Source organism: Thermophagus sp. OGC60D27 (assembly GCF_052400625.1).
Taxonomy (GTDB): Bacteria; Bacteroidota; Bacteroidia; order Bacteroidales; family Marinilabiliaceae; genus Thermophagus.
Window position 1 is genome coordinate 104,450 of record NZ_JBQTGH010000005.1, and the last position, 25,219, is coordinate 129,668.

A 25,219-nucleotide genomic window follows, 5' to 3' on the forward strand; every position below is an offset into this window, starting at 1 on the left:
ATTCAAGTTATTGGCTAGAGTTTTAAAGTCACCTTTATCGGACCAGCAGAACAGTGCCGGTATCCCGGAATTCCCGACCATTGACGAAAGTTCCGCTCACTTTCCATACATAAACCGCCTGAGGCGCTAACTGGCCTTTATAGAAACCATTCCATCCTTCTTCTACATCCCTTGATTCATAAATCAATTGCCCCCATCGGTTAAATATTTGAAGATGGTATTCATCCACATCCCTGTATACGGGTTTGAAAATATTATTGGTTTCATTAGGACGGTTATCCGTTCCGCCATCGGGTCGTGGTTTAAAGGCATTAGGGAACTTAATAAATCCTTGAGAAATGGCGGTCACAGCATCAACAACCGTCACACTATCCACACAGTCATGTTCGTTGGTGACATGAAGCGTTACATCATAGACACCGCTTTGTGCATATTCGTGAACGGGATGCGCTTCCTCTGAGCTGTTGCCGTCGCCAAAATCCCATAAATACCTGACCGCACCGGTTGACAAGTCAAAGAAACGCACTTCATCGCCCGGCACATAAACCGTTTCGGGCATGACACTAAAGCCTGCTTCGGGATGATCGTAAACACGGATAACCTTTTGATACCGGCCTTCTGTACCATCGGGTCCCGGAACTGTAAGCACCACGGGGAATTCACCGGCTACGTCGAAGGTATGTGAAGGATTCTGATCACCACTGCTGTTTCCGTCACCAAAATCCCAATGGTAATTACGTTCCTGAACATCTACCGAATAATTAATGAAATTAACGGTCAAAGGCCAGCATCCTTCATCCACATCGGTGATAAACCCAGCATCCGGGGTGGGCCGATATTCAACACTTACATCATCATACGAGTCACACTCATCCACACTGATGGTCCACCGGAACGTATTCGTTCCTTCACTCAGTCCGGTAACCCTGGTATTAAAGAATGTGGCATCCTCAAAATCACCCGTACCACCGACAATTTCCCATTTGGCATCCAAATCACCAACATTGTTGGCATTAAGAATCGCCTCTGGGTCGTAAACCACCACATCTTCCCCGGCATAAGCATCGGTTTTGTTACTTCTGACGGTAACCGTGCTTTCGGTCTTACACTCATCGTAAGAAATGGTCCATTTAAAGACATTTTCACCGAAACCGATATCGCTAACAATGGAGCTTGGCGAATTGGGATCATCGAAAGTTCCGGCCCCACTCACCACGGTCCATGTACCGATGGCGGGGTCGGGGGGATAATTTCCATTGAGGGTGGTATAATTTTCACAAATGGTTTTATCGTTCCCCGCATCACTTTGTTCGGGCACCTTATTGAAGATTTTAACGGTATCGCGAGAATAACATTTCGTACCGTTCCAAATCTCCCACATAAGGATATTTTCACCAAACCCAAGATTTTCGATTAGAGTAGACTCATCGCCCGGGTTTTGGAACGATCCGGTACCGGACACAAGATACCATTCTCCGGTTCCATAGAGGGCCGGATTGGCATCCAGTTGCGCCCAATCTTTACAATCGGCCACATCAGGACCGGCATTGGCCTGAGTCGGCGTATTATTTTCAATAACGATGGTATCGGAAAGAGTACATTGACCTTGACTAACTGTCCACTTAAGTTTGGTAACTCCCGGCACCAGATTCTTAATCTCGGTACTTGGATCGGTCACATCGGCAATGTAGCCACCACCTTCAATGATGGACCAAAGGCCGGAGCCATATTCGGGGGTTAGCGCCCTCAGATCATGATTGGGTTCGCACACCTCAATATCTCCACCGGCAAAGGGTTCGGAAGGCAGGTTATTCAATATGAGCACCTCATCTGAGGAACGACATATTCCATTTTCCACAATCCAACGAAGAACATTTTCGCCTTTGGCAAGGCCTGATACTGCCGCTTTGGGATTGGTGATATCCGATCCGGCGATGGTGGCCGATCCGGCAATAACCTCCCAGTGTCCGGTCCCGATTTCAGGCTCTAAAGCATCGAGCACCGTTTCATCGCTACAGAGAGGTTGGGTATTACCGGCATAGGCAGTACTGGGCATAGCGTTGGTAATGGAAACCTCTTCATAGGTCTGACATCCTTTGTAGTTAATTGTCCACCGCAGTCTATTGACCCCTTTACGCAGGTTTCGAACAGTTGTATTCGGATTGTTGATATCGTCGAAATAGGCCTGACTGGTTCCGCCAACAACGGTCCAGGTTCCGGTACCCGGCAATGGACTATTGCCTTGCAGAATTTCGGTATCCGAACAAATGGTGCGGCTATCTCCCACCTCAGCCTGTATGGTGTTGTAGTCGATCTGCACATCATCAAATGACCGGCACCCTTCATGCTCGATGGTCCAACGGAAAATATTGGCGCCAAACTTCAGCGAATCAACTCTGGCAGAAGGGTTATCAAGGGCCGAGAATTTACCGCCACCGTTTCGAATGGTCCAGCTACCGGTACCCACCACCGGAATATTGGCCGTGAGGTGTACATAGTTATCACAAGTGGCAGCATTATCTCCTGCATCGGCAGTCGTTGGCTGATTATTCACAATCCGAACGGTATCCACATCGGTACACTCACCGTTGGTAATACTCCAGGTCAGGAGGTTTTCTCCCTGCTGAAGGTTTCGTACTACGGTATAGGGATCTTCCGGATCCACAAACTCAGCCGATCCACTGCCCCCAATAATTCCCCAGGTACCGATCCCCGGCGAGGGATTGTTGGCTTCGAGTGCCGTAGTATCGACGCACAGAGGCGTAGAAGCATCATAACGGATAATGGCCTCTTTGAAATCGTTACTGATTACGACATCATCGAAATCGGAACAATTACCGTTGGTGATGGTCCATCGGAATCGGTTTTCCCCGACTCCGAGATTGGTAACTTTCGTATCGGGCCGAGTGGGGTCTTCAATAGTCCCCGAGCCGGAAATAAGGCTCCATTCACCGGTATGATAAATATCCAAACTTCCCGAAAGGACAACGCTATCTTCACAAACCGCGATATCTCTTCCCGCATTGGGGATAGAAGGTGTGTTGTTAACGATGGTTACGGTATCGGTAGAAGAACAGTATTCGGTGGAAATAACCCACAAGAAACGGTTGGTTCCACGAGCAATATTGCGCGCCATGTTACCGTCAAATTCGGCAGCCCCATCCAGGATTCTCCATTCGCCGGTTCCATGATTGGGAATATTGGGTTCCAGTTTGGCACTATCGGTACAGAGGGTTTGATCTTCTCCGGCAATAGCCTGTGTCGCAATACCATTAATAATGGTAACAGTGTCGGTAGAATAACACACCCGACTACCGGAGCCTTTTTCAATGGTATAGACGAATCTGTTTTCGCCCTGCGACAGGCCAACCACATCGGTCTGCGGTTGATCGGGCGTAAGGAGTGTCCCGCTTCCGGAAACAGTTTTCCAGGAGACGCTTCCCATTCCGGCATCAGGGGTATTACCAAGTAAGGTATAAGATTCACTACAGGTGTAGTCGTTGGCCCCCGCACGCGCATCATCGGGTCTATTATTAATAACAATGATTGTATCGGAAGAGAAAGAAGTTCCCTGTCCATAGGAAATGGTCCAAACAAATTCATTTTGTCCGGGACCAATGTCGTAGACTCTGGTTTTTGGATCTCTCTCATTTTCGAACTTACCGGAGCCAAATCGTCCCAGCGTCCATTTACCGATAGCGTTTTCAGGATCATTGGCATTCATAGTGGCCTCATCCGAACAGGTATAGATGTCGGGTCCGGTTTCGGCTTCAATCACATCACCGTTAGTGACCTGCACTTCGTCATAAGCAGAACAGTTGCCAATTGTAACGGTCCATCGGAAAATATTGGGTCCTCGCACCAAATTCCTTATGATGGTAGTGGGATCTGTTGGATCCAGGATATCTCCCCCACCCGAAATAATGGACCACACCCCGGTGGCACGATCCTGCAAATCGGCCTGCATGGTTGCCTCACCACTTCCGTCGTTAATAATCTGATCCCCTCCGGCATCCACATTATCCACCGTATTAACCAGAATATTAACCACATCAGAAGAAGAACAACCCGACTGATTATGCACCACATTCCAACGTAAAATATTTTCTCCTTTGGCCAGCTGCACCCCTACATTAGGGTTCCCGGCGTCACCGTCAAATACCGCCCCTCCGCTTCCGGGTTCAATGGTCCACAGGCCGGAATATCCGGCGGGAACCGGATCCGCATCCAGAAGGATATAACGGCTACACGATACGGTATCTTTTCCGGCAAAAGCAACCACTTGCTGGTTGATGACTTTCAGATCGGCAGAAGAAGAACAGTTGCCATTAAAAATGGTCCAACGGTAAATATTCACGCCTAGTCCCACATTGGTCACTCTTGTTTTGGGATCATTAACATCCACAAAATCACCACTACCCTGTACCACGCTCCATCTGCCAACCTCATAGGCAGCAGGTGTATTTCCTGACAGCACGGTATCACTTTTACAAATCCTTTGCTCACTGCCAACCGTCGCTTGAGTAGGCGCCATACTGGTAATGACTATTTCATCGGAGCTTTCACAACCGTTTTTATAGAGTGTCCATCTCAACCGGTTGTCTCCATTTACCAAACCACTTACCTCTGTTTGATAAGAGGTACCATCGGCAAAGGTGGCCGAACCGGAGGCAGCATCCAAGGCCGTCCAGTAGCCCACAACTCCGGCAGGTGGCTCAGTAGCCATCAGTTGAACGGTACTCTGGCAAGTAGTAAAATCGTCTCCGGCTTCCACATCCAGCTGATTATTGCGTATCACCACTTCATCGAAGGTGGAACAATGTCCGTTTTTGGTGATGGTCCACCGGATGACATTTTCTCCTCTTGCCAGGTTGGTCAACCGAACCTCATAGTCATTGCCTCCGATTGGTGTAATGGTGGCACGCCCTTTTTCTACGGTCCATACTCCAATTCCTTCAACAGGGTCATTGGCCACCAAAATGGTATCGTCACTACACAAGTCAATAACATCCTGATCGTAGATCACGGCCTGATCGGGTTGATCATTCACGATTTCTACCTCTGCATAACTATCGCATCCGTTTTGGGTAATGGTCCATCGAATGATATTGGAACCGGGTGCCAAATCATAGATTGAAGTAGAGGGAGAGGTAGCATCATCAAAGATTCCACTTCCCGATTCCACCGACCAGCGACCACTGGTATTGGAATAGGCCGGAATAGGTGTGGCATAAAGATTACTGGTGGCATCACAGGTCAGTGTTTTCTCAGCATCAGCAATTACGGTCAGTTGATTATTCCGTAACGTTACTTCATCACTGATACTACATCCGTTACTTCCGGAAGCAATATTGGTCACCGTCCATCGCAAAACCACATCCCCTCTACTGATATTAGACACGGAGGTATTCGGATCATTCGGAGATGCGATATCTGCATATCCTGATACCACTTCCCAAGTCCCTTGCCAGTCGGCATTGATGACGGATGGATCGGCTGCTGACATGGTGGTTGTATTACCACATACCTGCTGATCTCCTCCTGCATCGGCTTGCGGCAAAGGATGAACTTCCACCTCCAGCGTCGAGGTAACATCCGAAATTCCACAGTTATTTTCGGGCGTAACGGTTATGTCACCGATGGTTGCATCCAGTGCCGGATCCAGCTCTACCACAATTTTGGCAGTTCCCTGACCGGAAACAATGAAGAAGCCGGTGGGGACCGTCCAATTATATTTGGAGGCATCAGCAACGGGGGTTACACTATAACTGATGGCAGTGGATCCCTGACACAAATCTTCGGGACCGGCAATGGCACCGATGGTCAGAGGTCGTTCATCCACATTAATCTGCAGCGTTCTATTGGGGCCGGGTCCACAATTATTCTGGGCATAAACCGAGATATTACCAGTGACAGCATCATTGGCAAATTGCACTTCAATCTCCCGTGTTCCATCCCCGGAAAGAATGGTAGCTCCTGTCGGCAACGACCATACATAGCCGGTAGCATTGGCCACCGGATCAACAGAATAGGTCTGAATGCTTCCTTGACAAACAATGTCGTTACCCACGATGGGAGCAGGCTGCTCGGGGAACGGACGCACGGTAACCCTCACAGAGCCGGAAACGCTCTGTTGGCATCCGTTGGCATCCTGTAAGCTGACAAGCTCATAATCAGTGGTCACAAGAGGTGAAACACTCAGATCAAATGTATTGTTAATAATAGGACCTACCGTTCGCGGAGTTCCATTTTCAGTGAAGGTGACCGTCCAAGGTCCGGTACCGGCCGTAAATTCGAATGTCAGATCGGTACTCTGGCCCTCACATATTTCTGCATTTCCTGATAGCGTCACTTCAGGCAGTTCGTGAACGGTAATATTAGCGGTACCTGTACCGGTGTTGGAACAATAAACATCTGAAACACTTAATATCTCATATGAAGCATCCGCTGCGGGGGTTACCGTAAAGAGGTTAAACGTACCGGTAAAAGTTTGATTCCAGCTGTTGGTTCCGTCCGAAATCACCACCTCCCAGGGGGAGGTCCCGGTCAGCTCAATGGCCACATCCCTGCTTTCGCCCAGACATAGTTCTGCATCACCAAAGATGGTGGCGGTAGGTAAGGGATGAACTTCTACGGTCGCCGTTCCGGAAGCGGTCCCTTTATTGCAGGCAGTACCTTGTTCCACAAATCCGGTGATAGTATATTGTGTAATACCCACCGCCGGCACATTATTGGGTTGGAACTGATAAGGAGACGAGTTTACAATATAAGTTTCACCATCACTTAATTGCACTTCTAACGGTCTGGCTGCAACATCCCAGTTGGAGGTAATAATTTGCAGCATAGGCAATTCGCCCTCACACAATTCTTCACTACCCGTAACAGTGCTCAGCAACAGTTCTGCCTCCGGTTGTTCAATAACTATTTTCTGTTCGAGATAACAATCGGTGTTGATATTATATAGGCCATCGCCATAACCGTCGGTAAAAGTATCATTGTCATAATTAACTTCATTCACATTACTATCGTCGATCACCCTAACGGTATATGAACCGGCAGGAAGATTACTGAATGTGAATACTTCACCTGAGGTGGGTGAATAATTGTCTGCGGTACCAAAAGGCCCACCGCTAAGCGTCACATAATAATTGCCACCAATTTCATCAGCGACTCCTCCTCCTACCGAAATTTCAATAATTCCGGTAGTGGCGCTGTAGCATTCCACCTGTTGCGAAACAGTGGCATTCAATTGAAGTGCTGTTGGCTGCAACAGGGTAACTTCTTTTCTAACTTCAACCCCATTTGCATCTATCCCTGACACTTCATAATCGCCGGCCGCCAACCCGGAAAATACAACATTGTTTTGATTGGTGACCTGATCAACTTGTCCGGAACCATCGTACAAGGTAATGGATTGATAAGGCAAAGTACCGCCTATCATGTCAACGGTAATCTCACCATTTCCGTCGCCATTACATTTTCCGACACTACGTTTACTGATCACAAGTTCGAGCAATGCATTGGGTTCCGTAACAACAATGTTAAGAATTTCATCGGAGCATCCATATTCATCCTCCACATAAACCCGGTAAGTTCCTGCCTCCAGGTTATTAACCACCTCAAGACCATCGCTTCCGGCAACCGGATTACCACTATCATCGAACCAAAGAATGGTATATGAACCGGTTCCGCCCTCAACATCCACCTCTATGGCGCCGTCATCGCCACCGGTGGTGGTGACATGATCCACATGGACGAGAGCAACGGACAAAGCCTCATCAGGTTGCGGAACATTTATTGTTGTCCCATAAGCGCCGGAATAATCCAGGATACAGCCGTTGGCATCAGTGATCACAACATTGTAATCGCCGGAACGTATGTTGTTCAAATCTTCTAATGTGGGATCAGGTATTATTCCCGGGCCGGTCCATTGGAAACTGTATGGGCCCGTTCCGCCACCCACCGTGATGTCGATGGCACCGGTTGCAGCACCCCGACATTTAACGCTATCCACAGAAACATCTGTAACCACGATAGGCGTGGCAGGCTCGTTAATCGCAAAGGTACGGGTAACAGAACAGGAAGTCCCGTCAATAACATCGGTCACCACGACCGTATAACTACCGGCCTTCAATCCTGAGATATTCTGGTTAACAGAATTAAACCCATCAGGACCATTCCAAATATAGCTGTATGCCCCGGAACCACCGGTCACATTAATATTAATAGCGCCCGTAGAGGCACCGAAGCAACGGACATGCGTTATATCACTTCCAATAGAAATGGTATTCGCAACCTCCACCTCAATATCAGAGATGGTAATGGAACATGGTCCGTCAGGATTACTGTCGGTAATGACCACCTCATAGGTACCGGCAGACAAACCACTTTGGTCTTCCTCTGTAACTGACAGGCCGCTTCCATCGGAAGTTGACCAACTATAAGTGTACGGAGAAACACCACCAATAACAGTAAGATTAATAGCACCGTTGTTAGCCCCCGGACAGGTTTCCGACTTAACGGTATGGGTCGCATTCAATGGTTTGGAAAGAGTTACCGACTTACTAATGTTGCAGTTATGTGCATTTCCCACATCCACCATAGTCACGGTATATTCCCCACCGGGAAGATTGGTTTGGGTGGTCAGGAAAGAAGAAGAGGTATCCACACCGGGCCCTGCCCAAATATATTCATAACTGCCGGTACCGCCGGAAGGCGACGTAATAGTAATTGAATTCTCCTGCAAACAATTGGATGGATCCACATCAAGGATAAAACTAAGTGGATCAGGCTCATCCACCGTAAAGCTTCGGGTTACGGAGCATCCATCGGCATCCGTAATAACCACCGTATATTCCCCACCGGGAAGGTCGGTTTGATGCCAGTCACCTTGGGTTATATAGGGTGATGCATCCCAAGTGAGGGTATAGCTTCCTGATCCTCCTGAAATAGAGGTAATGTTAATTTCTCCATTGGGGGTTACACCTCCACAATCAACATGAGAGATATAGCTATCGATTACAAAAGGAGCAGGTTCCGTTACCTCTACCGCTAAAGTAGCTGTATAAGGATTACCGCTAACGGCACAGATCTGAGAATGATCGGTCACCACCACTTGATAGTTTCCGGCAAGCAATCCACTCAAGTCCTGAGAAACGGAGGAAGAAGGATCGTCCCAACTATAAGTGTAATTAGCACTACCACCCGAAACGGTCAAATTAATAATTCCATTGCTGCCGCCATTACACTTGACAGGTGTGGTCAGGGCAGTAAGAACAGGTTTGCCAAACACTGTAATACTCTTGGTAACAGAACAATTCCTGTGATCGGTTACGGTCACGCTATAAGTACCTCCAACAGTAATATCCGAAATTTCCTCATCCGACACCTGTGTAAATCCTCCCGGACCACTCCAGGTAAAAGAGTATGGTGCTGTGCCACCGGTCAGACCACTCAACGTAATCGATCTGGAATAACCAGCGGAACATTCAAGTGAAGTACTCAATGAAAAATCGATACTCAAAGGTTGTGGTACATAAAAACTTCCCGACGCTTCGCAACCATCAGCATCTATAGCAGTAACCTGATAGGTGCCCGCGGTGAGGCCGGTCCACTGACCATCATTATCGATGTCTGCGACGCCATCCAGATAATAGGCAACGGGAGGAACCGCATTAACCACATCATCCACGATGATGGCTCCATTGGCTCCACCATTGCAACTTACCGGTATAACCGAAGCATCCAAATAAAGCGTTTTCCCATTGTCAACTTTATACGTACGAACCAGTGTGCAACCCCGGTCAACATCTGTCAGTGTCAAAACGTAGCTTCCACTGGTTAAACCACTTAAATCCTGATTACTGGCATAAATAGCAGCTTCGCCATCCTTATTCCACTGATAAGTATAATTACCTGATCCTCCGCTGATAGTGATATCAATTGCGCCATCGGAAGCACCGAAACATGAGACATGGTCAACAACTGCCTGGATATCAATATAAGAGAAGCTAACAACATCCGTATAGATGCATCCGGAGGGATTAGAAGAGTTCGCATCAGTGATAAAAAGATCATAGTTCCCTTCCGGAATGCCGGTAATATCATTGATGACGAGAGGTTGGGTTGAAGAGCTGCGAATCCACACCAGGCTGTTTCCTGTAACCTGATGGATAAGTTCTATCCGATAAGAGTATTCACCCAAACCGTTAACCACGCCACCGGAAAGTTCCAGCTCCAATTCACCACCTGAACCGTCTGATTCACATTCTATTTTAGCATCCACTCCTGTAACCACCAATTGATTCGGTTCCTGGATAGTGGCTGAAGAAGTGGCTGTACATCCATGCGCGTCCTCGACGTTAAAATTGTTGATGCCTGCCGAAAGTCCGGTAGCTACAAAAGTTCCGGTTCCCGACCAGTTCAGATGAGCAGCACTACCTGTAAGATCATAAGGACCACTGCCACCTTCAACCCTCAACGTCACTTCACCCGAATTATCACCATAACAGGTAGTAATATCTTTTTGTCCGGAGAGTATAAGCTCCAAATCTTCCGGTTGAGTTATCTGAATGCCGGCAGAGGTAGCAGTACATCCATGAAGATTACCGGTCACCACTACCCGGTAGGTGCCAACAGGAAGATTATTAACAGTAGGCGTAGTAGCCTGCCCTGAAGAAGGATAAGGATCCCAACCGGTTCCGTTGTAAACCTCCCAGGCATAACTGTAGTTGCTGCCCCATCCGCCATCCACATTGGTGACAGAGATCTCTCCATCGCCACTGCCGTAGCAGGAAAGATTTTCAGAGTCAATATCAAAAGTGATAGGATCCGGTTCATTAATATCAAATGTCGTCTCCACAATACATCCCAAATCATCAACTATTCTCAACAGGTAATCGGTCCCCGCAGACAAAGTTGCAACCGTCTCATCGCCACCCGCATCAACAGTTCCGGAAATAACACCGCCCACAGATGGTATGATGAAATAATCATAAGTGTTAGGCGTCACGGAGGCATCAGGGGTACCACCTGTCACACTGAAAGTTATGGATCCATCAGAAGCCCCTGCGCAAGTAACATCATGATCAATAGCAAAGTTAAGATTCAAAGCATCAGGGAGGTTAAAGGTGATGGTCTCCGTATAGGAAGTACCTGCATTATCCACAACTTCAGCCTCATAGGTACCTTCACCCAAATTGCTATAGTTGGCAAAATCACTTCCTGAAGAGGTTGGAGCAATCACCGTCCCCATTCTACTTAACGTAATAGAAGTATAAGGAGTCACACCACCGGTTGCCGTTAAGCTAATGGTTCCATTGGTGGCATTGTAACATGGGCCGGGCTCACCGGTTGAGATGCTCAATCCTAAAGGTGAATCCGGATCGGTAACCACAATTGGATCAGAGGTCACCGTGCAACCCAACGCATCTGTCACCTCCACACTATAAGTTCCGGCTACCAGGTTCGGTTGAACATAGACATTATTCACCAACCCGCCTACAGGATTACCGGTACTCTCTTCCGTTCCACTCCAGGTAATAGAGCTGTAAGAACCACTCCCACCCAAAATTTCTATTTCAACGGAGCCATCGTTTCCACCGGTTGTGGTAACATGATTAATATTAATGGTATTGATTTGAATATCAGCGGATGGCTGATCAACAGTCACTTCCACAAAGTCGGAACAATAATCCCCATTCCAGGCACCACTGTTGTCCCAAGCCTCAACCCGGTAATCTCCGGCAGAAAGGCCGGTAAAGGTATGGGAAGCTCCAGTTCCGTTAGAAGAGGTAGCTTGCATTACCCATGAACCCGAAATATTTTTGTACAAAACATAATTAACTCCCGATGACGACGACCCTCCGGTTCCCTCGACAGTAATCTCACCGTCATTGCCATCATAACAGGTAACATCTTTGTCTACTGCAGCGCTCAGCGAAAAGACAGAGGCCGGCTGACTGATGGTTTCGGAAGTATTGGCCATACATCCATTATCATCCCGAACATCAATGGTGTAGGAACCTGCCACCAAATTATCAAAGATATAACTATTGGTGTTGTTGGTCACCCAAGTAGTTCCTCCGTCGATACTAAATTCATAATTCCCAGAACCTCCGGAAGCAGAGACAGAAAGAGCTCCGCTGTTTCCGCCTCGACATAAAACATTTTGAATGACGGTTGCAGAGAGCGCCATTGCGGATGACGGTTCATCAACCACAATTCCGGAATAAGTTGCAACACAACTATTTCCATCCGTAACCGACACATCATAGGTTCCGGCCGGGAGTAAGTCAAAAGTATTTAATGTTTGATTGGGCCTTGTTTCGGGTCCTGCAGTAATAGAGTAAACATAATTACCGTCTCCTCCGTTGGCTGTAATAGCAATAGCCCCATCATTCCCCGACATACAAGAAACAGGCGTAGTTGACGTATTGGTAATACTCAACTGAGCAGGCTGAGTAATTTCCACAGGCATTGCCAATGCCGCCGTACAACCATTTATATCTCTGACTGTTACACTATACGAACCGGCCATAAGACCGGTGAAGATTTTGTCTGCACCAAAAGCTCCACCATTCAAAGAATATTCGAAAGAACCACTACCACCGGCAGCCACCACTTCAAACTGACCTGTTGCATTGCCGTAACAATCCACATCTGAATGAGAACTTACAACTTCTGAAATCGACAGCGCCGAAGGTTCAGAAATAACGATGGCTGTTCCCAGTTGATATTCGCACCGAGGATAATGAAGATCCCGAACAAACACATTGTAAGTTCCGGCAGTAAGCCCCGCAAAAGTTCTTTGATTACCTCCGGCAACATCGGGGTTTAACCAGTTGACCCCATCAATGGAAAACTGATACTCAACAGCAGGGTCTCCACCGGCTGCTTCCACCACCAGTTGACCGGTTGCGGCACCATGGCAGGAGACGTGGCTACGACTCACCTCTGTCAGTGTGATGGCCGGCACAGATTCAATCTCGATCACCTCCTCAATCCAACAACCATTAGCATCGGTAACCCGAACAGTATAGAAACCTGCGGGCATTTTTTCAATGGCGGTACCATCTCCCGTTGCGGTCACCGAACTACCACTGCCATCGGTCCATTGCACATCATACCCTGAAGGATATGTGATAAGATCGGCAAAAGCAGTACCGTCAGCTATAGTCACCCAAGCCTCGCCCTCACAGTCAACACCGGCAGTACATCCGGCACATCCGGATGGTGAACTATCGGTGGTGACAGACAACCCGGAAGCAGGTTCGGAAATATTTACTTCCACCGGAGCAGGAAGCATACACCCGATGGCATCTTCTATTTGAACATAATAAACTTGTGCACTAAGTCCTGAAAAATTCCCTGAATTATTATCGTCCACCAGAGACGATAATGCCGCATCATTATACAGATAGAACCAGTAAGGACCGCTACCACCAGAAGCAGAAACAGTTATTTTCCCATTGGTATCACCGGGACAAGAGACATTTTGTTTGGTGTAAGAAGCAGTAACATTGTTTTCACGAACTTCCACCGTTCCGTTCATCCATTGTGAACAGCCTGATGGTGATGGCCAAATGGCAAGTACGGTATAATCACCCGGTACATTCACCGGAGAAAAAGTAATTGCTCCGACACTGGCATTTCCGGAAATTGTTTCCACAGGAGAGGCTATATTCCCATTTCGAATCAACAGATAATCAACACCATCCTGAGAATCATCCACACCAATTTCCACATTGTCACCCGGACAAAAATGCCCCGGATGAGCAGAGGTAGAACTATTAGGCGTTACGTTATAGACAGCAGGGGTCTCCTTAACGGTAAAGGTTTTGGTCTTTTCAGAATTACATCCGGTAACAGGATCGTAATACACATATTGTATAGGATGATCACCCGGAATTACCGAAGAGGGATCAAACTCTGCCACCCCGTCATCCGGTGTAGCATTATTTATCCCGGCACCGAAGAAATTTCCCTCACCGGTGAAACCGCCTCCTACAAAACTGCCTTGCAAGGTCACAGGCGCATCGGACTGGCAGTATTCAACAGGATCGGCCATTCCGGCAAAGGTGACTCCCGGTGTTTCATGAACTGTGACCGTTCGGGAGACAGAGGTAATACAACCGGTGTTGGCCGTATTATCAAAGGTATAAGTAATCGTATAGGTTCCATAGCCCGCCTGCACCGGATCGAAAAAGAGTGGATCGCCCGATGCACCGGTATATGTGTAGGATGCCACATGAGTGGTATCGCTTCCATCATCATAATAGAGCGGGGATCGTCCAACAGCATTTAATGTGGTTGAGAAAGTATATACGGCACCGGCAATACCACCATTGTTGGGTTCAATTAAAAAAGGTCCGCCGTCGTTATCGCAATAATCGCCACTAAGGCCTGAAATATCAAGGGTAGGTACAGAGATAACACTAACATTCATTGAATAGGAGTCTGTACAAGAGCCTGTATTTATGGTATAAGTGATGGTATAAGTATTTCCGGGTATCACATCGGGATGCGAGGGATTAAAATAATAGCCTGCCACTCCGCCCCCCGAAGAAGTATTGATCGAAAACGTACCCCCTCCTTGGCTAGGCACCAGTTCTACCGGCCCCTGAGTTTCACAGAACTGAGTTGAAGGCGCATTGATTGTAAAGGATGCATTGATCGCAGCCGCTACGGTAACCACCTCCTCAATGATATTATCACAAAGTCCATCATTATAGGTAAATCGGAAAAGATATTCACCCGATCCTTCTGCTGAGGGATCGAAAGAAAAAGGATTGGCAGAAGAGTTATTAGCCTGGGAATAAATCAGGCTCGGGCTGGCAGGATTGGTATTATCAAATATTGCCAGAGTTCCGCTAACCCCACTGGCCGGGACTTCATCCCCATACACACTTATGGGACCATCGGAAGCACAATAAAGAGGATTCAATCCCGGGAATTCCAAGGTTGTACCTATTTGAACCGTATGAGTAATGGTTCCGGAACAAGTCGTGGCCGGATCGGTATAAGTATATGTTATGGTATGATTTCCATTTCCAGCCACCGAAGGATCAAATTGAGCGGTTCCTGAACCAGTATCAGTAACTCCGGGACCAGAAAAATGACCATCTCCAATCACCGCTCCGGTATCATCAAAGATGCCCCGTAGGTTAATGGGGGCCTCAGTCTGGCACACCGTCAGATCACCTGCCGGAAAGGCATTCCATGGATCCCCGGCTCCAGCTGTGGACAAGCTATATTCAAATTCAATTTCATCGGCCAGGTCGGGATGCAAATCAACAGTAAGGATATCTTCCGCGGTACAACTAGTACTAGGATCTGTATATTGATAAACCAGATCAAAACTACCACCACCTGTCAAATCAATAGCTAAATCCACATCAAGACTTGCTGTTCCATTACCGTTATCATTAAACCAAGGTCTTGTACCTCCCACTATGGTCCAAACACCATTACTATTTTGTGGGATACTACCGATGGTAACAGCCCCATCACCATAACAATAATCGGTAGGATTTCCCTGAACATTAACATTCGGTTCGGGATTAACATCAAGGTCTTTTGTTATATTATTCTCACATCCTGTGGAAGTATTGGTAAAAGTATAGGTAATGGAATGTCGACCGACACCTGCCGTGACAGGATCAAAGAAATTACCAGACACTCCTGTACCCGAAAAATTACCACCGGTGTTTGGGGCATCCGGAATCAGCTCTACGTCTCCGCCATTAATACAAACATCATAATCTCCTCCATCAGGTTCAAAATCTACCGTAGGAAGAGGATTCACAATCACCTCAATCTGACGGGTGGCGGTACATCCAAATTCATTTTCGATAGTAACATCGTAAGTTCTGGTGGTATTGGGATTAAATGAAACCGACTTAGTGGTCCCAAAAGCACTACCACTACTCCAAACATAGTCAAAGGGTCCAGACGAATTGGAAACATTAACATCCAAAGTCACCTCACTTCCCACACATACACTGGTAGTTGAAGTCCCCGAAACAGTAGAAACAGGATTCGGACTTGCATCAAAGGTAAATACAGGAGCGGGACGAACAAAAAACTGGGTTTGCCCCACATCCATTACCGGGTCACAACCCGAAGCATCAGTAAGATTGGTTAACGTATATATAATATCTGTTGATGGGTCTACCGATACCGAATAGGTATTGAAGAAATAATTCGAAACAGAAATGACACTCCCATCCACATTGTTGATGATATCAAAACTAAAAGGCTGGGTTCCTGTAAGGGTAACATTAATATTGAAATCAACGGAAGAACCTTCACATCGGCTATTGGGTGAGCTAGAGGTAATAACAGCAGTAGGAGGATCATATTCAACAATCACTGGTGTTCCGGACATAATGGTTGAACACCCCGCCGTTGATGAAGCCACCACACGATATGCCCCCTCAGAGATATTGACCCACGATAAAGCATTCCCATCACCGATTACCGGTGACCCCAAATCAGAAAACCCGGATCCGTCATTCCTTTGAAGCTGATATTGGATCGCCGACTCAGAACCAGCAAGAGAAAGTTCAACACCAGTAGGAGTGGTTCCGGCACAATAGGAAGTTTGATTGGCCGAAAGAGTGAAAAATGAGGGTAATGCCTGAATCTCAAACGAGCCGGGGATGGCAACAACGCAGTCATGTCGTTCGGCTTCTATGGTATAAGTTCCAGGTGTAGTTAAACCACCAAAAGTAATGGCCCCATTGTTCCCATTTTTATAAGCACCGGTTCTGGAACCATCCCTCAACAAATAATATTGCACATCCGAACCTTCAGTATTATCAATTATAAGGTCGGTGCCCGGACATGCAGGGCTGGAAGAACTTATGGAAGGGGTAGTCGCAGGAGGCGTACTGATATAAAATGATCCTCCCATCTTAACTTCTCCATGACATCCCATTGCCACCACATAATACTCTCCTGTTCCATCATTAACACCGGGAAAAATATGTGCCCCTCCATCGCCGGTCCATCGGGTACCGGACACTTCAGAGATGGAGCTACCATCATTATAAACAATGTAATATTCAACGCCAACCTCAGAACTTAACAAAGTAATATCATTAAGCGATGCCGGATCGCATCCGTTAGTTCCGGTTACTGATTGAGCAGAAGGGTCGGGTAGCACAGAAAATGATAGAGGGGACGGCAAATCAGCAGGATCAACAGAGCAATTACTATTACCATAGGCCACCACCGAGGTAATTTCAAAAGTGGAATTAGAACTTAAAGTAAAATTTAACCGATGAGTGGTACCAGAACCACTGGCACTCAAAGTGTAACTACTTACGCCCAATGAGGTTTCATCCAGATAAACATTCCAAATCCCCGAACCAATTAGAGTGATATCAATGGAAACCTCATCACCAACACATACACTTGACGGATCTATTGTTGATAAACTAACGGTGGGAGGAGAAGCGACAACTTGATAAGTTACATCATAGCCGGAGCCACCGTCGTAATGGATTTCATATTCTGAATAAACAGAGACATCAAAGCCGGAAAAGCTATCACTCTCATTGTCTGCACCATCGGTTATCGTTATGGTTGTTTCACCACCAGGAGGTGTCGTAGAAGTAAGGGAGAAATTTCCCACTAACCTGTCTGCTCCTGAAACGCCCATTGCATCCAGCACATCTGCTCCGGTTAGGGTTCCGCCTGAACAAACGATTGGGTTCTGACCTGTAATATTCTCAACAGAAACGAAAAATACAGTCAAAAGCAGAATGCTCTTGAGAAACAAAAAGGGAGAAAATATTTTAATTTTTTGTAAACCTTTCCTCATCCGCGTATATTATTTAATCCCTATTACTGGGGTTAGTAAAACAGTAAACCTACATACTGAGCCGGCCCATATACAGAACCGTAGAATGGAAAAATAATATTTGTCAGAAGTGGATTATCCACAGAACCTTGGGTTAATTTAATAGGTTAAGCCTAAATAAACCTAAGAAGTAATCATCTAACAATTATCTTTTATTACACCGAAATCGTTGTTGCATACTAATTCTATCTCATCTAAAATAAATACTCGAAAAAACCTTTGAAAACTCCAACCTTGTTTTTTCCCGAACCCTCTAAATCACAAGAAGAATCATACTGTAAAATCACCAGTTTTAACAAAAAACAAACAGTTTCCAAAGGGTTTTTACGGAAGAAGGTTCAAAAAGGTTGGGAAAAAGAAGAGAAAAAAAGAATAAACGTTAAATTAACTTTAGGAATCAGAACAGAAAGGAAATATTACGCAGATATTTACACCTGCCATTTATTATGGCACCTATCCAACAAAGGATGCCCAGAAAAAAAAAGGCCCATACCGTCATCTCCCAAAGACAGGAAACAACGGTAATTGATGATCCATTCACCGATAAATCATCGAAAATCCTGCTTTCTCCAAATCGTTCCAGAAACCGGGATACGACTTAGTCACCACCGAAGGATTTTCAATTTGCACCTCCCCAACATAGAGTGATGCAGGTGCAAAAGCCATGGCCATTCGATGATCGTGATAGGTGTTGATAATTGGCATGCCCGTGACAGGGTCCTTTTTACCATCCCATTTCAGATCATCAACATTATTGGTAGAAAAAACAAAACCCAGCTTTCGCGATTCGGCAATTAGGGCATTAATTCGGTCGGTTTCTTTAATCTTCAAAGTATGTAGACCCGTAAAATGGAAGGAAACACCCATACAGGCACACGTAACGGCAAAGGTTTGTGCCAGATCGGGCTGATCGGTAAAATCATATTCAAAATGTTGGACACCACCTCCGATATTGGTCACCACTAAATCCTCTCCAACAAATTCATGATTCACCCCTAATGGCTCAAACAACCCTGCCACCTTGGCATCTCCCTGCAAACTATTTTGGTCAAGCCCTCTTAAAATTATTTTTGTCCCAAGCCCACTCAATGCAGCAATCTGGAACCAATACGAGGCAGCACTCCAGTCGGCTTCAACGCGCACTTGTCTGGGCGGTTTCATGGTTTGCTCTGGAACATGAATGACGTTCTCTTCCCATTGGGCTTTAACCCCATATTGTTCCATTAATTTCAGAGTAAGCGCAATGTAAGGTTTGGAAGTAACATCACCGATGAGTTTCAACGTAACACCATTGGTAATAACAGGAGCAATCATTAACAAAGCCGAAATATATTGACTACTGATATTCCCCGGCAATTCAAGTGTTTTCCCCTGCAAAGCACTACCGAAAATACGTATCGGCGGGAAGCCTTCCTTTTCCAAATATTCAATTCTTGCGCCCAATTGACGCAAGGCATCCACTAAAACAGCGATGGGGCGTTCTTTCATCCGATTACTTCCGGTAATGACCCACTCCCCTACAATACGTGACAAAAAAGCAGTTAAAAACCGCATGGTGGTACCGGCAGCCCCCACATTAAAAAGGGAAGCATTGGAATGAAGGGCAGTATAAAGAGCCTTGGTATCATCACTATCGGAAAGATTTTTGACAGCCCGCGCATTGTAGGATAAAGCATTAAGGATCAGCAAACGATTACTGATACTTTTGGAAGAAGGCAACTCCACAACGACCGGCTTCTTCCCTCTGGGGGGTGTTATAATTATTGCATCCATGCTCATTGATTACTGATTGTCATAAAATTACATCCATTCCATTCGGCTATTAACCCGGATCAAATACCAATCGCTCCGGGAGTTCGGGTATGCATTCGTTTGGCATTTCACTTCTGAAAACCGATTGCTTCTTCAATCTCCTCTTTGCTGCAATCTACATCAATAACGGGTTTTCCTACTTCTTCCAGCAGGGTAAAATTAATTCTTTCTCCTTTGTTCTTCTTATCATGTCGCATCAGAGCATAGAGATCTTCAAAATCAGATGTCACAAATTGGTGATCTCCATACATATTGGTAATATAATCACTTACCTTTTTGCAAACATTGGAAGGGAATCCCAGCTTTTTCCCCGCAATTCGCAGCTCTGCAACCATTCCCCAAGCCACAGCAAAGCCATGAAGAACCGGCTTCTTTTTCTTCATGGAAAGGCTTTCGAAGGCATGCCCAATGGTATGCCCCAAATTCAAGGCTTTTCTCATACCACGTTCCAAGGGATCGCTTTCCACATAATGATCTTTCACCAGCACAGATTCGGCAATCAATGGAGATAGTTTCTCTGAAGTAATGTCAGACAATCCCAGGCCAAGCAACTTTTCTAAGGTTTCAAGCTTATCAATCAGCGCATGTTTAATCATTTCTGCATATCCGGACAGGAGGTTATCCCTGTCAAGTGTATTCAAAAAAGGCGCATACATTAAAACCATCTCTGCTTGCCTAAAGGCCCCTATTTCATTTTTAAAACCATTAAAATTGATCCCGGTCTTACCGCCCACTGAGGCATCCACCATCGACAAAAGTGTAGTAGGCATATTGATAAAAGAAATCCCCCTTTTGTAGGTAGCCGCTGCAAACCCACCCAGGTCGCAAGGCATTCCTCCACCCAGATTTATCAGCAGGGAATGACGAGTGGCTCCTCGCTCAGAAAGAAACTGCCATACCGATGATAAGGCTTCAGTGTTTTTAAAATCATCACCGGCTTTAATCGTGATGATTTGTTCCTCCGAAACGCGGTCCACCTTTTTTATAAAATCGAAACAGTGATGGCGGGTATGCTGATCGGTAAGTGTAAAAACTTTATCCGGAGATATCTTTTGGATTAGCAGATCCAAGTCTGTCACCGGATCCTCACAAAGTGCGACAGAAGCAGATTTCGCTGGTAATGGTTGCATGCTCAGTTAATATTATCGTGTAAATGTTGCAAAAATAAGGTTTTTTATTGAGTCCGAACTTTTATCTTTGTTCAGCGTAAAGGCAAAACAAAATATTACCGATATGATTTCAAACAAAAAACAATCGTCCAGGGCCTTGCTTTTATTCACAGGGATATGGGCAGCATTGCTTATTCTGTTTGCTCTTTCCTTTTCAGAAGTAATAACGATTCCGGTATGGTCGCAGCTGGCAATATTGGGGTTAATAGCAATTTCAGGTTCTTTCTTTTATCTGGGAGGTTTTTTTTACATTCAAATAGAAGTTGAGAACAACAAAAACCTGATGGTAAAACATTATAATCTTTTCCCCATAGGAAGAAAGTTTAAAGCCTTCAAAATCCCGTTACAACAAGTTCATCGACATGAAATCAAAGGTCAATTATGGGGACTTATCCACTGGCTCACCATCTATCAGAAAATGAAGGGTGGTATTGCCAAATATCCCGCTGTAGGTTTATCTGCGACATCGAAAAAAGAGCGAACGGAAATTAACAATTATCTTTCCAGTCTTGAAGGACGGTCAAAGTAGTTAGTTTTTAATGCGCCACTCTTACAATCTGGTTGGCAACAAGTTTCAGCAAATCTATTCAAGCTAAGTGATTTGAGGGACTGGTGGATTGGATAAACCTTGTGATATCTTTATAATGAATTCCCAAATTACAGGATAAAATATGATAAAGCAGATATTCATAGCCCTGATCATTCTGGCAGCGTTTGAATTTTCCGTGAAAGCTCAGTATAGTCAACAAGAGTGGATCATTAGCCCCAAGATCTCTTTTGCCGATTATTCCGATAAGAACGATTACGCAGACTATTCGATCAGTAAGATTCCGCCCCTGTCGATTTTCGTGGAGAAAGGTATCAACTCATTCTTTAGCGCAGGAGGTTTTATGGGATACAATCGTGATAAATATGTCAACGATACGCTTTCATCGAACATATTGAAATACCGGACCTTTATGACAGGGGTAGTAGCCACAGTACATTATGCACATTGGATAGAGCGACTGAGTGGCTACAATATCTTTCTGGGTGATTTCGACCTGTATATTTCGGGCGCGGCACAGCTAGCATTTAACAAAACCGATGAAAAGCAGGTTTGGGATCCGGAGAACGAAAGGTATAACGACAATAAAGGGAAAGAGGTTGTCTTCAGGATACGTCCCATATTCGGGATTCGTTATTTTCTGACGGACCGTTTTTGTATGCACCTGGAAGCAGGTCGTGGAAATCCCGGAAAAGTAACGACCGGGGTATCCTGGTTTCTGGATTAGATTTTTTAGTTTTAATTCACCAACTCCAAGACGACAATTCGCCATGGAGAAAGAAATGCTAAAATATCGGATTGCTTTAAGTATGATCAAGGGTATCGGACCAAAACTGGCCCGTAACCTGATTGCTTATCTGAAATCTGAATCGGCCTTGTTTGAAGAAAAATTGCCGACACTGAGAAAAGTTCCGGGAATTGGGCCGGCACTGGAACAACTCCTTCGCAATATAGACCGGCCAAAATTACTGCAACAAGCCGAAGAAGAGTGTTGTTTTATTCGGAAACACCAAATCACTCCGATTTTCTTTTCCGATCCCTCCTATCCTCATCGTCTTTCTTATTGTACCGATGCCCCATTAATGATCTACGTCAAGGGGACCAACTGCTTTGAAGCGCACCATACTATTGCCATCGTTGGAACGAGAACCCCAACGGAAGAAGGAAAAGAGTTATGCGAAAAACTGGTCTCTGACCTGGCAGAACGACATCCCGACACGGTCATTGTCAGCGGTCTCGCATATGGTGTAGATATCTGTGCACATAAAGCCGCCCTAAAACACCATCTACCGACTATAGGTGTTTTGGCCCATGGGCTAGACCGCCTTTATCCCTCCATGCATCGCAATGTTGCCAAAGAGATGCTAAAAGAAGGGGCCCTAATTACCGAATTCAAAAGCAAAACCAATCCTGATCGACACAACTTTGTGCAACGCAACCGAATAATCGCCGGACTATCGGATGCGGTGGTTGTGGTACAGTCGGCAGCCAAAGGAGGCGCCCTCATCACCGCTCAACTGGCCCGAGATTATAATCGGGATGTTCTAGCATTTCCCGGGCGTCCGGGGGATACCTTCTCCAAAGGATGCAATAATCTCATCAAAACTAATGTTGCAGCATTAATTGAGTCGGCACAGGATCTGGAATACGCCTTGGGATGGGAGCCAGGCATACAACCACCTAGGGCAGTTCAGGGGAATCTCTTTGCCACCCTTGAAAATGAGGATCAACAAAAAATTATGGAGACACTATTAGAAGAAGAAGAACTAAATCTTAATCTTCTAAGTTTGAAATGCGGTATTCCGGTCAGCAAATTATCCGCGATTCTTCTTGACCTGGAGTTTAAAGGACTGGTCAAAAGCAAACCGGGAGGCATATACCGAGTGGTTTTATCCACCTAATTTATTCTTTAGGTTCCCACATAAATACTATCCCGCAAGAAGCGGTAAAAGCCCTCCTACCACCTCTAAGATTGGTCACCAAATTTGCATGGCCGACCAGTTATTTGGAATGAACCAAAATAATAGCGTTTGTCATTCCTTTTTCTCGGTGGTCTTTTGTATTTTTGTTACTTTCATATAGTAAGCCACCCCTATATTACTAGGATTTTCCTAGATAATTTCGGGAAGCCAAAACAAAACGACATAATGAAACGAGCATGGCAACAATTGCCACAACAAGGACTTTCATAAAAAGTCATGCCATGCGAGTTCCATCCGGTCAATAACTTAACTAAATTTTACACGGATGAAACAAACATTAAACGGGAAACACGGATACGCAAAAATTGAATCCTTCGACGATAATGTGACCGAACAGCTAAGTTTGCATTATTCAGAGATCTTAAAGCTCATTGGGGAAGATCCCACAAGGGAGGGGTTGGAAAAAACACCTCTTCGCGTTGCCAAAGCAATGCAGTTTCTCACTCAGGGGTATAACATGAATCCGGAAGAAATCATTAAATCGGCCATGTTCCGGGAAGATTATCAACAAATGGTCGTAGTAAAAGACATAGAACTGTATAGCATGTGCGAGCACCATATGCTTCCATTTTTTGGGAAAGCACATGTAGCCTACATTCCTCGATATCATATTACAGGATTAAGCAAAATTGCCCGTGTAGTGGAGGCATATGCCCGTCGCCTTCAAGTTCAGGAAAGATTGACGACTCAAATTAAAGAATGCATTCACAAAACCTTAAATCCTCTTGGGGTGGCTGTGGTCATTGAAGCGCAACATATGTGTATGCAGATGCGAGGGGTACAAAAACAACATTCTGTAACGACCACATCAGATTTTACAGGTGCATTTTTAAAAAACATGGCCACCCGCGAAGAATTTTTCAATATTATTGGTTCATCACTTCACTAAATTGACTTCATCAAACCGAAAGGAAGCATATTGTGCCGAAAACGCGGCAAAAAAGCCAAGTCCACCGTTGGAAATATTGCCTTCTGCATTGGCAGGAGGCCCACTAAACAGTGGATATCGAAATCGGTTCTCCTCTTGAACCGACTCAATAAAACGAAAATATTCTTCGGTTATTCCGCACATCTGAAGGGTTATTACATCCCCTGCTGCAAAGACTTCCTGATCCTCCCCGGCAGCAATTGATTGTATCCAAATACCATCAGCAACACCATCTACAAAAAACTGATCGCTAACGATGCTAAATTCTCCCAGTCGATCCGAAATCAGGGTGCCGTTTTTAAATACTCGAAACAAATAATAATCCTCTGTTTCAAGATTGTCTTTGGCATAGAGTAATACCTTCCATATATTCCATGTAGAATCATAAACGATGTTTATGGAATCCGGCATTGTCACGGCAGGCATGTAACAATGAGCGGTATATTCTTCTTCAACACCATCTTCGTTGATATCAACATCAGAAATTGAAAGGAAATAGGTTTTACCGGATTGTCCAAGAATATTTCCAGGAGAAATATATACCCCCGGAAACTCATCCGATTCAGAAAGTTGCTCAGTAATTTCCCCATCAGTAAGTAAGACTGTAGCATCCGACACCAAAGGAGAAGCCGAGTCGGATAAGAACGGTACGGATTGAGTCAGCCGGACAAAATGACGCCGCTGATTACTCATCACCAAACCATCCACCACCAAACGTTTATTAGCCGATTCAAGTTCCAGGTCAATGGTTTCGGTACATGCATTAAACACCATCAAGGCAGAGACCAAGGACACGACCAATCCCGGGGTCTTTATTTGAAAGTAAAGCCTGCTATTTTTCCACTTCTTAGGCAGCCCTGCTATTAGTATTCCCAATGGAATCAATCTGGATTGTGGTTGTTTCATAATTGTATA

General features: G+C 45.5%; 8 protein-coding genes. 4 read left to right on the forward strand and 4 right to left on the reverse strand.

The genetic code is table 11. The features are described 5' to 3' along the window. Nucleotides 1–34: 34 nt before the first annotated feature. From ACT29H_RS07700 to aroB, 3 genes are all read right to left on the reverse strand, one after another. Entirely contained in the window at nucleotides 35–17,827 is a 17,793-nt protein-coding gene (locus tag ACT29H_RS07700) for a PKD domain-containing protein (RefSeq protein ID WP_444821038.1), read from the reverse strand. A gap of 576 nt (nucleotides 17,828–18,403) precedes the next feature. After that, a complete protein-coding gene (locus ACT29H_RS07705) occupies nucleotides 18,404–19,639 on the reverse strand; it encodes a 3-phosphoshikimate 1-carboxyvinyltransferase (RefSeq protein WP_444821039.1) in 1,236 nt (411 codons plus the stop codon). A gap of 107 nt (nucleotides 19,640–19,746) precedes the next feature. Continuing rightward, a complete protein-coding gene (gene aroB, locus ACT29H_RS07710) occupies nucleotides 19,747–20,808 on the reverse strand; it encodes a 3-dehydroquinate synthase (protein ID WP_444821040.1) in 1,062 nt (353 codons plus the stop codon). A 103-nt stretch (nucleotides 20,809–20,911) separates the two neighbouring features. Between aroB and ACT29H_RS07715 the strand changes: the two genes are divergently transcribed. From ACT29H_RS07715 to folE, 4 genes are all read left to right on the forward strand, one after another. Beyond that, nucleotides 20,912–21,376: a hypothetical protein gene (locus ACT29H_RS07715; protein ID WP_444821041.1), complete on the forward strand. Its 465-nt coding sequence runs from the start codon at nucleotides 20,912–20,914 to the stop codon at nucleotides 21,374–21,376. 142 nt (nucleotides 21,377–21,518) lie between these two features. Beyond that, on the forward strand, nucleotides 21,519–22,121 hold the full coding sequence (locus ACT29H_RS07720) for an outer membrane beta-barrel protein (RefSeq protein ID WP_444821042.1): 603 nt from the start codon (nucleotides 21,519–21,521) through the stop codon (nucleotides 22,119–22,121). A gap of 43 nt (nucleotides 22,122–22,164) precedes the next feature. Then, nucleotides 22,165–23,295 (forward strand): DNA-processing protein DprA, encoded by a 1,131-nt coding sequence (dprA, locus tag ACT29H_RS07725; protein ID WP_444821043.1) that lies wholly within the window; start codon nucleotides 22,165–22,167, stop codon nucleotides 23,293–23,295. Nucleotides 23,296–23,641: 346 nt separating this feature from the next. Next, nucleotides 23,642–24,265 (forward strand): GTP cyclohydrolase I FolE, encoded by a 624-nt coding sequence (gene folE / locus ACT29H_RS07730; protein ID WP_444821044.1) that lies wholly within the window; start codon nucleotides 23,642–23,644, stop codon nucleotides 24,263–24,265. Here the strand turns inward: folE and ACT29H_RS07735 are convergent. Beyond that, nucleotides 24,254–25,210: a DUF4249 domain-containing protein gene (locus ACT29H_RS07735; protein WP_444821045.1), complete on the reverse strand. Its 957-nt coding sequence runs from the start codon at nucleotides 25,208–25,210 to the stop codon at nucleotides 24,254–24,256. The two genes, folE and ACT29H_RS07735, sit on opposite strands and share 12 nt — an antisense overlap. Nucleotides 25,211–25,219: the final 9 nt, after the last annotated feature.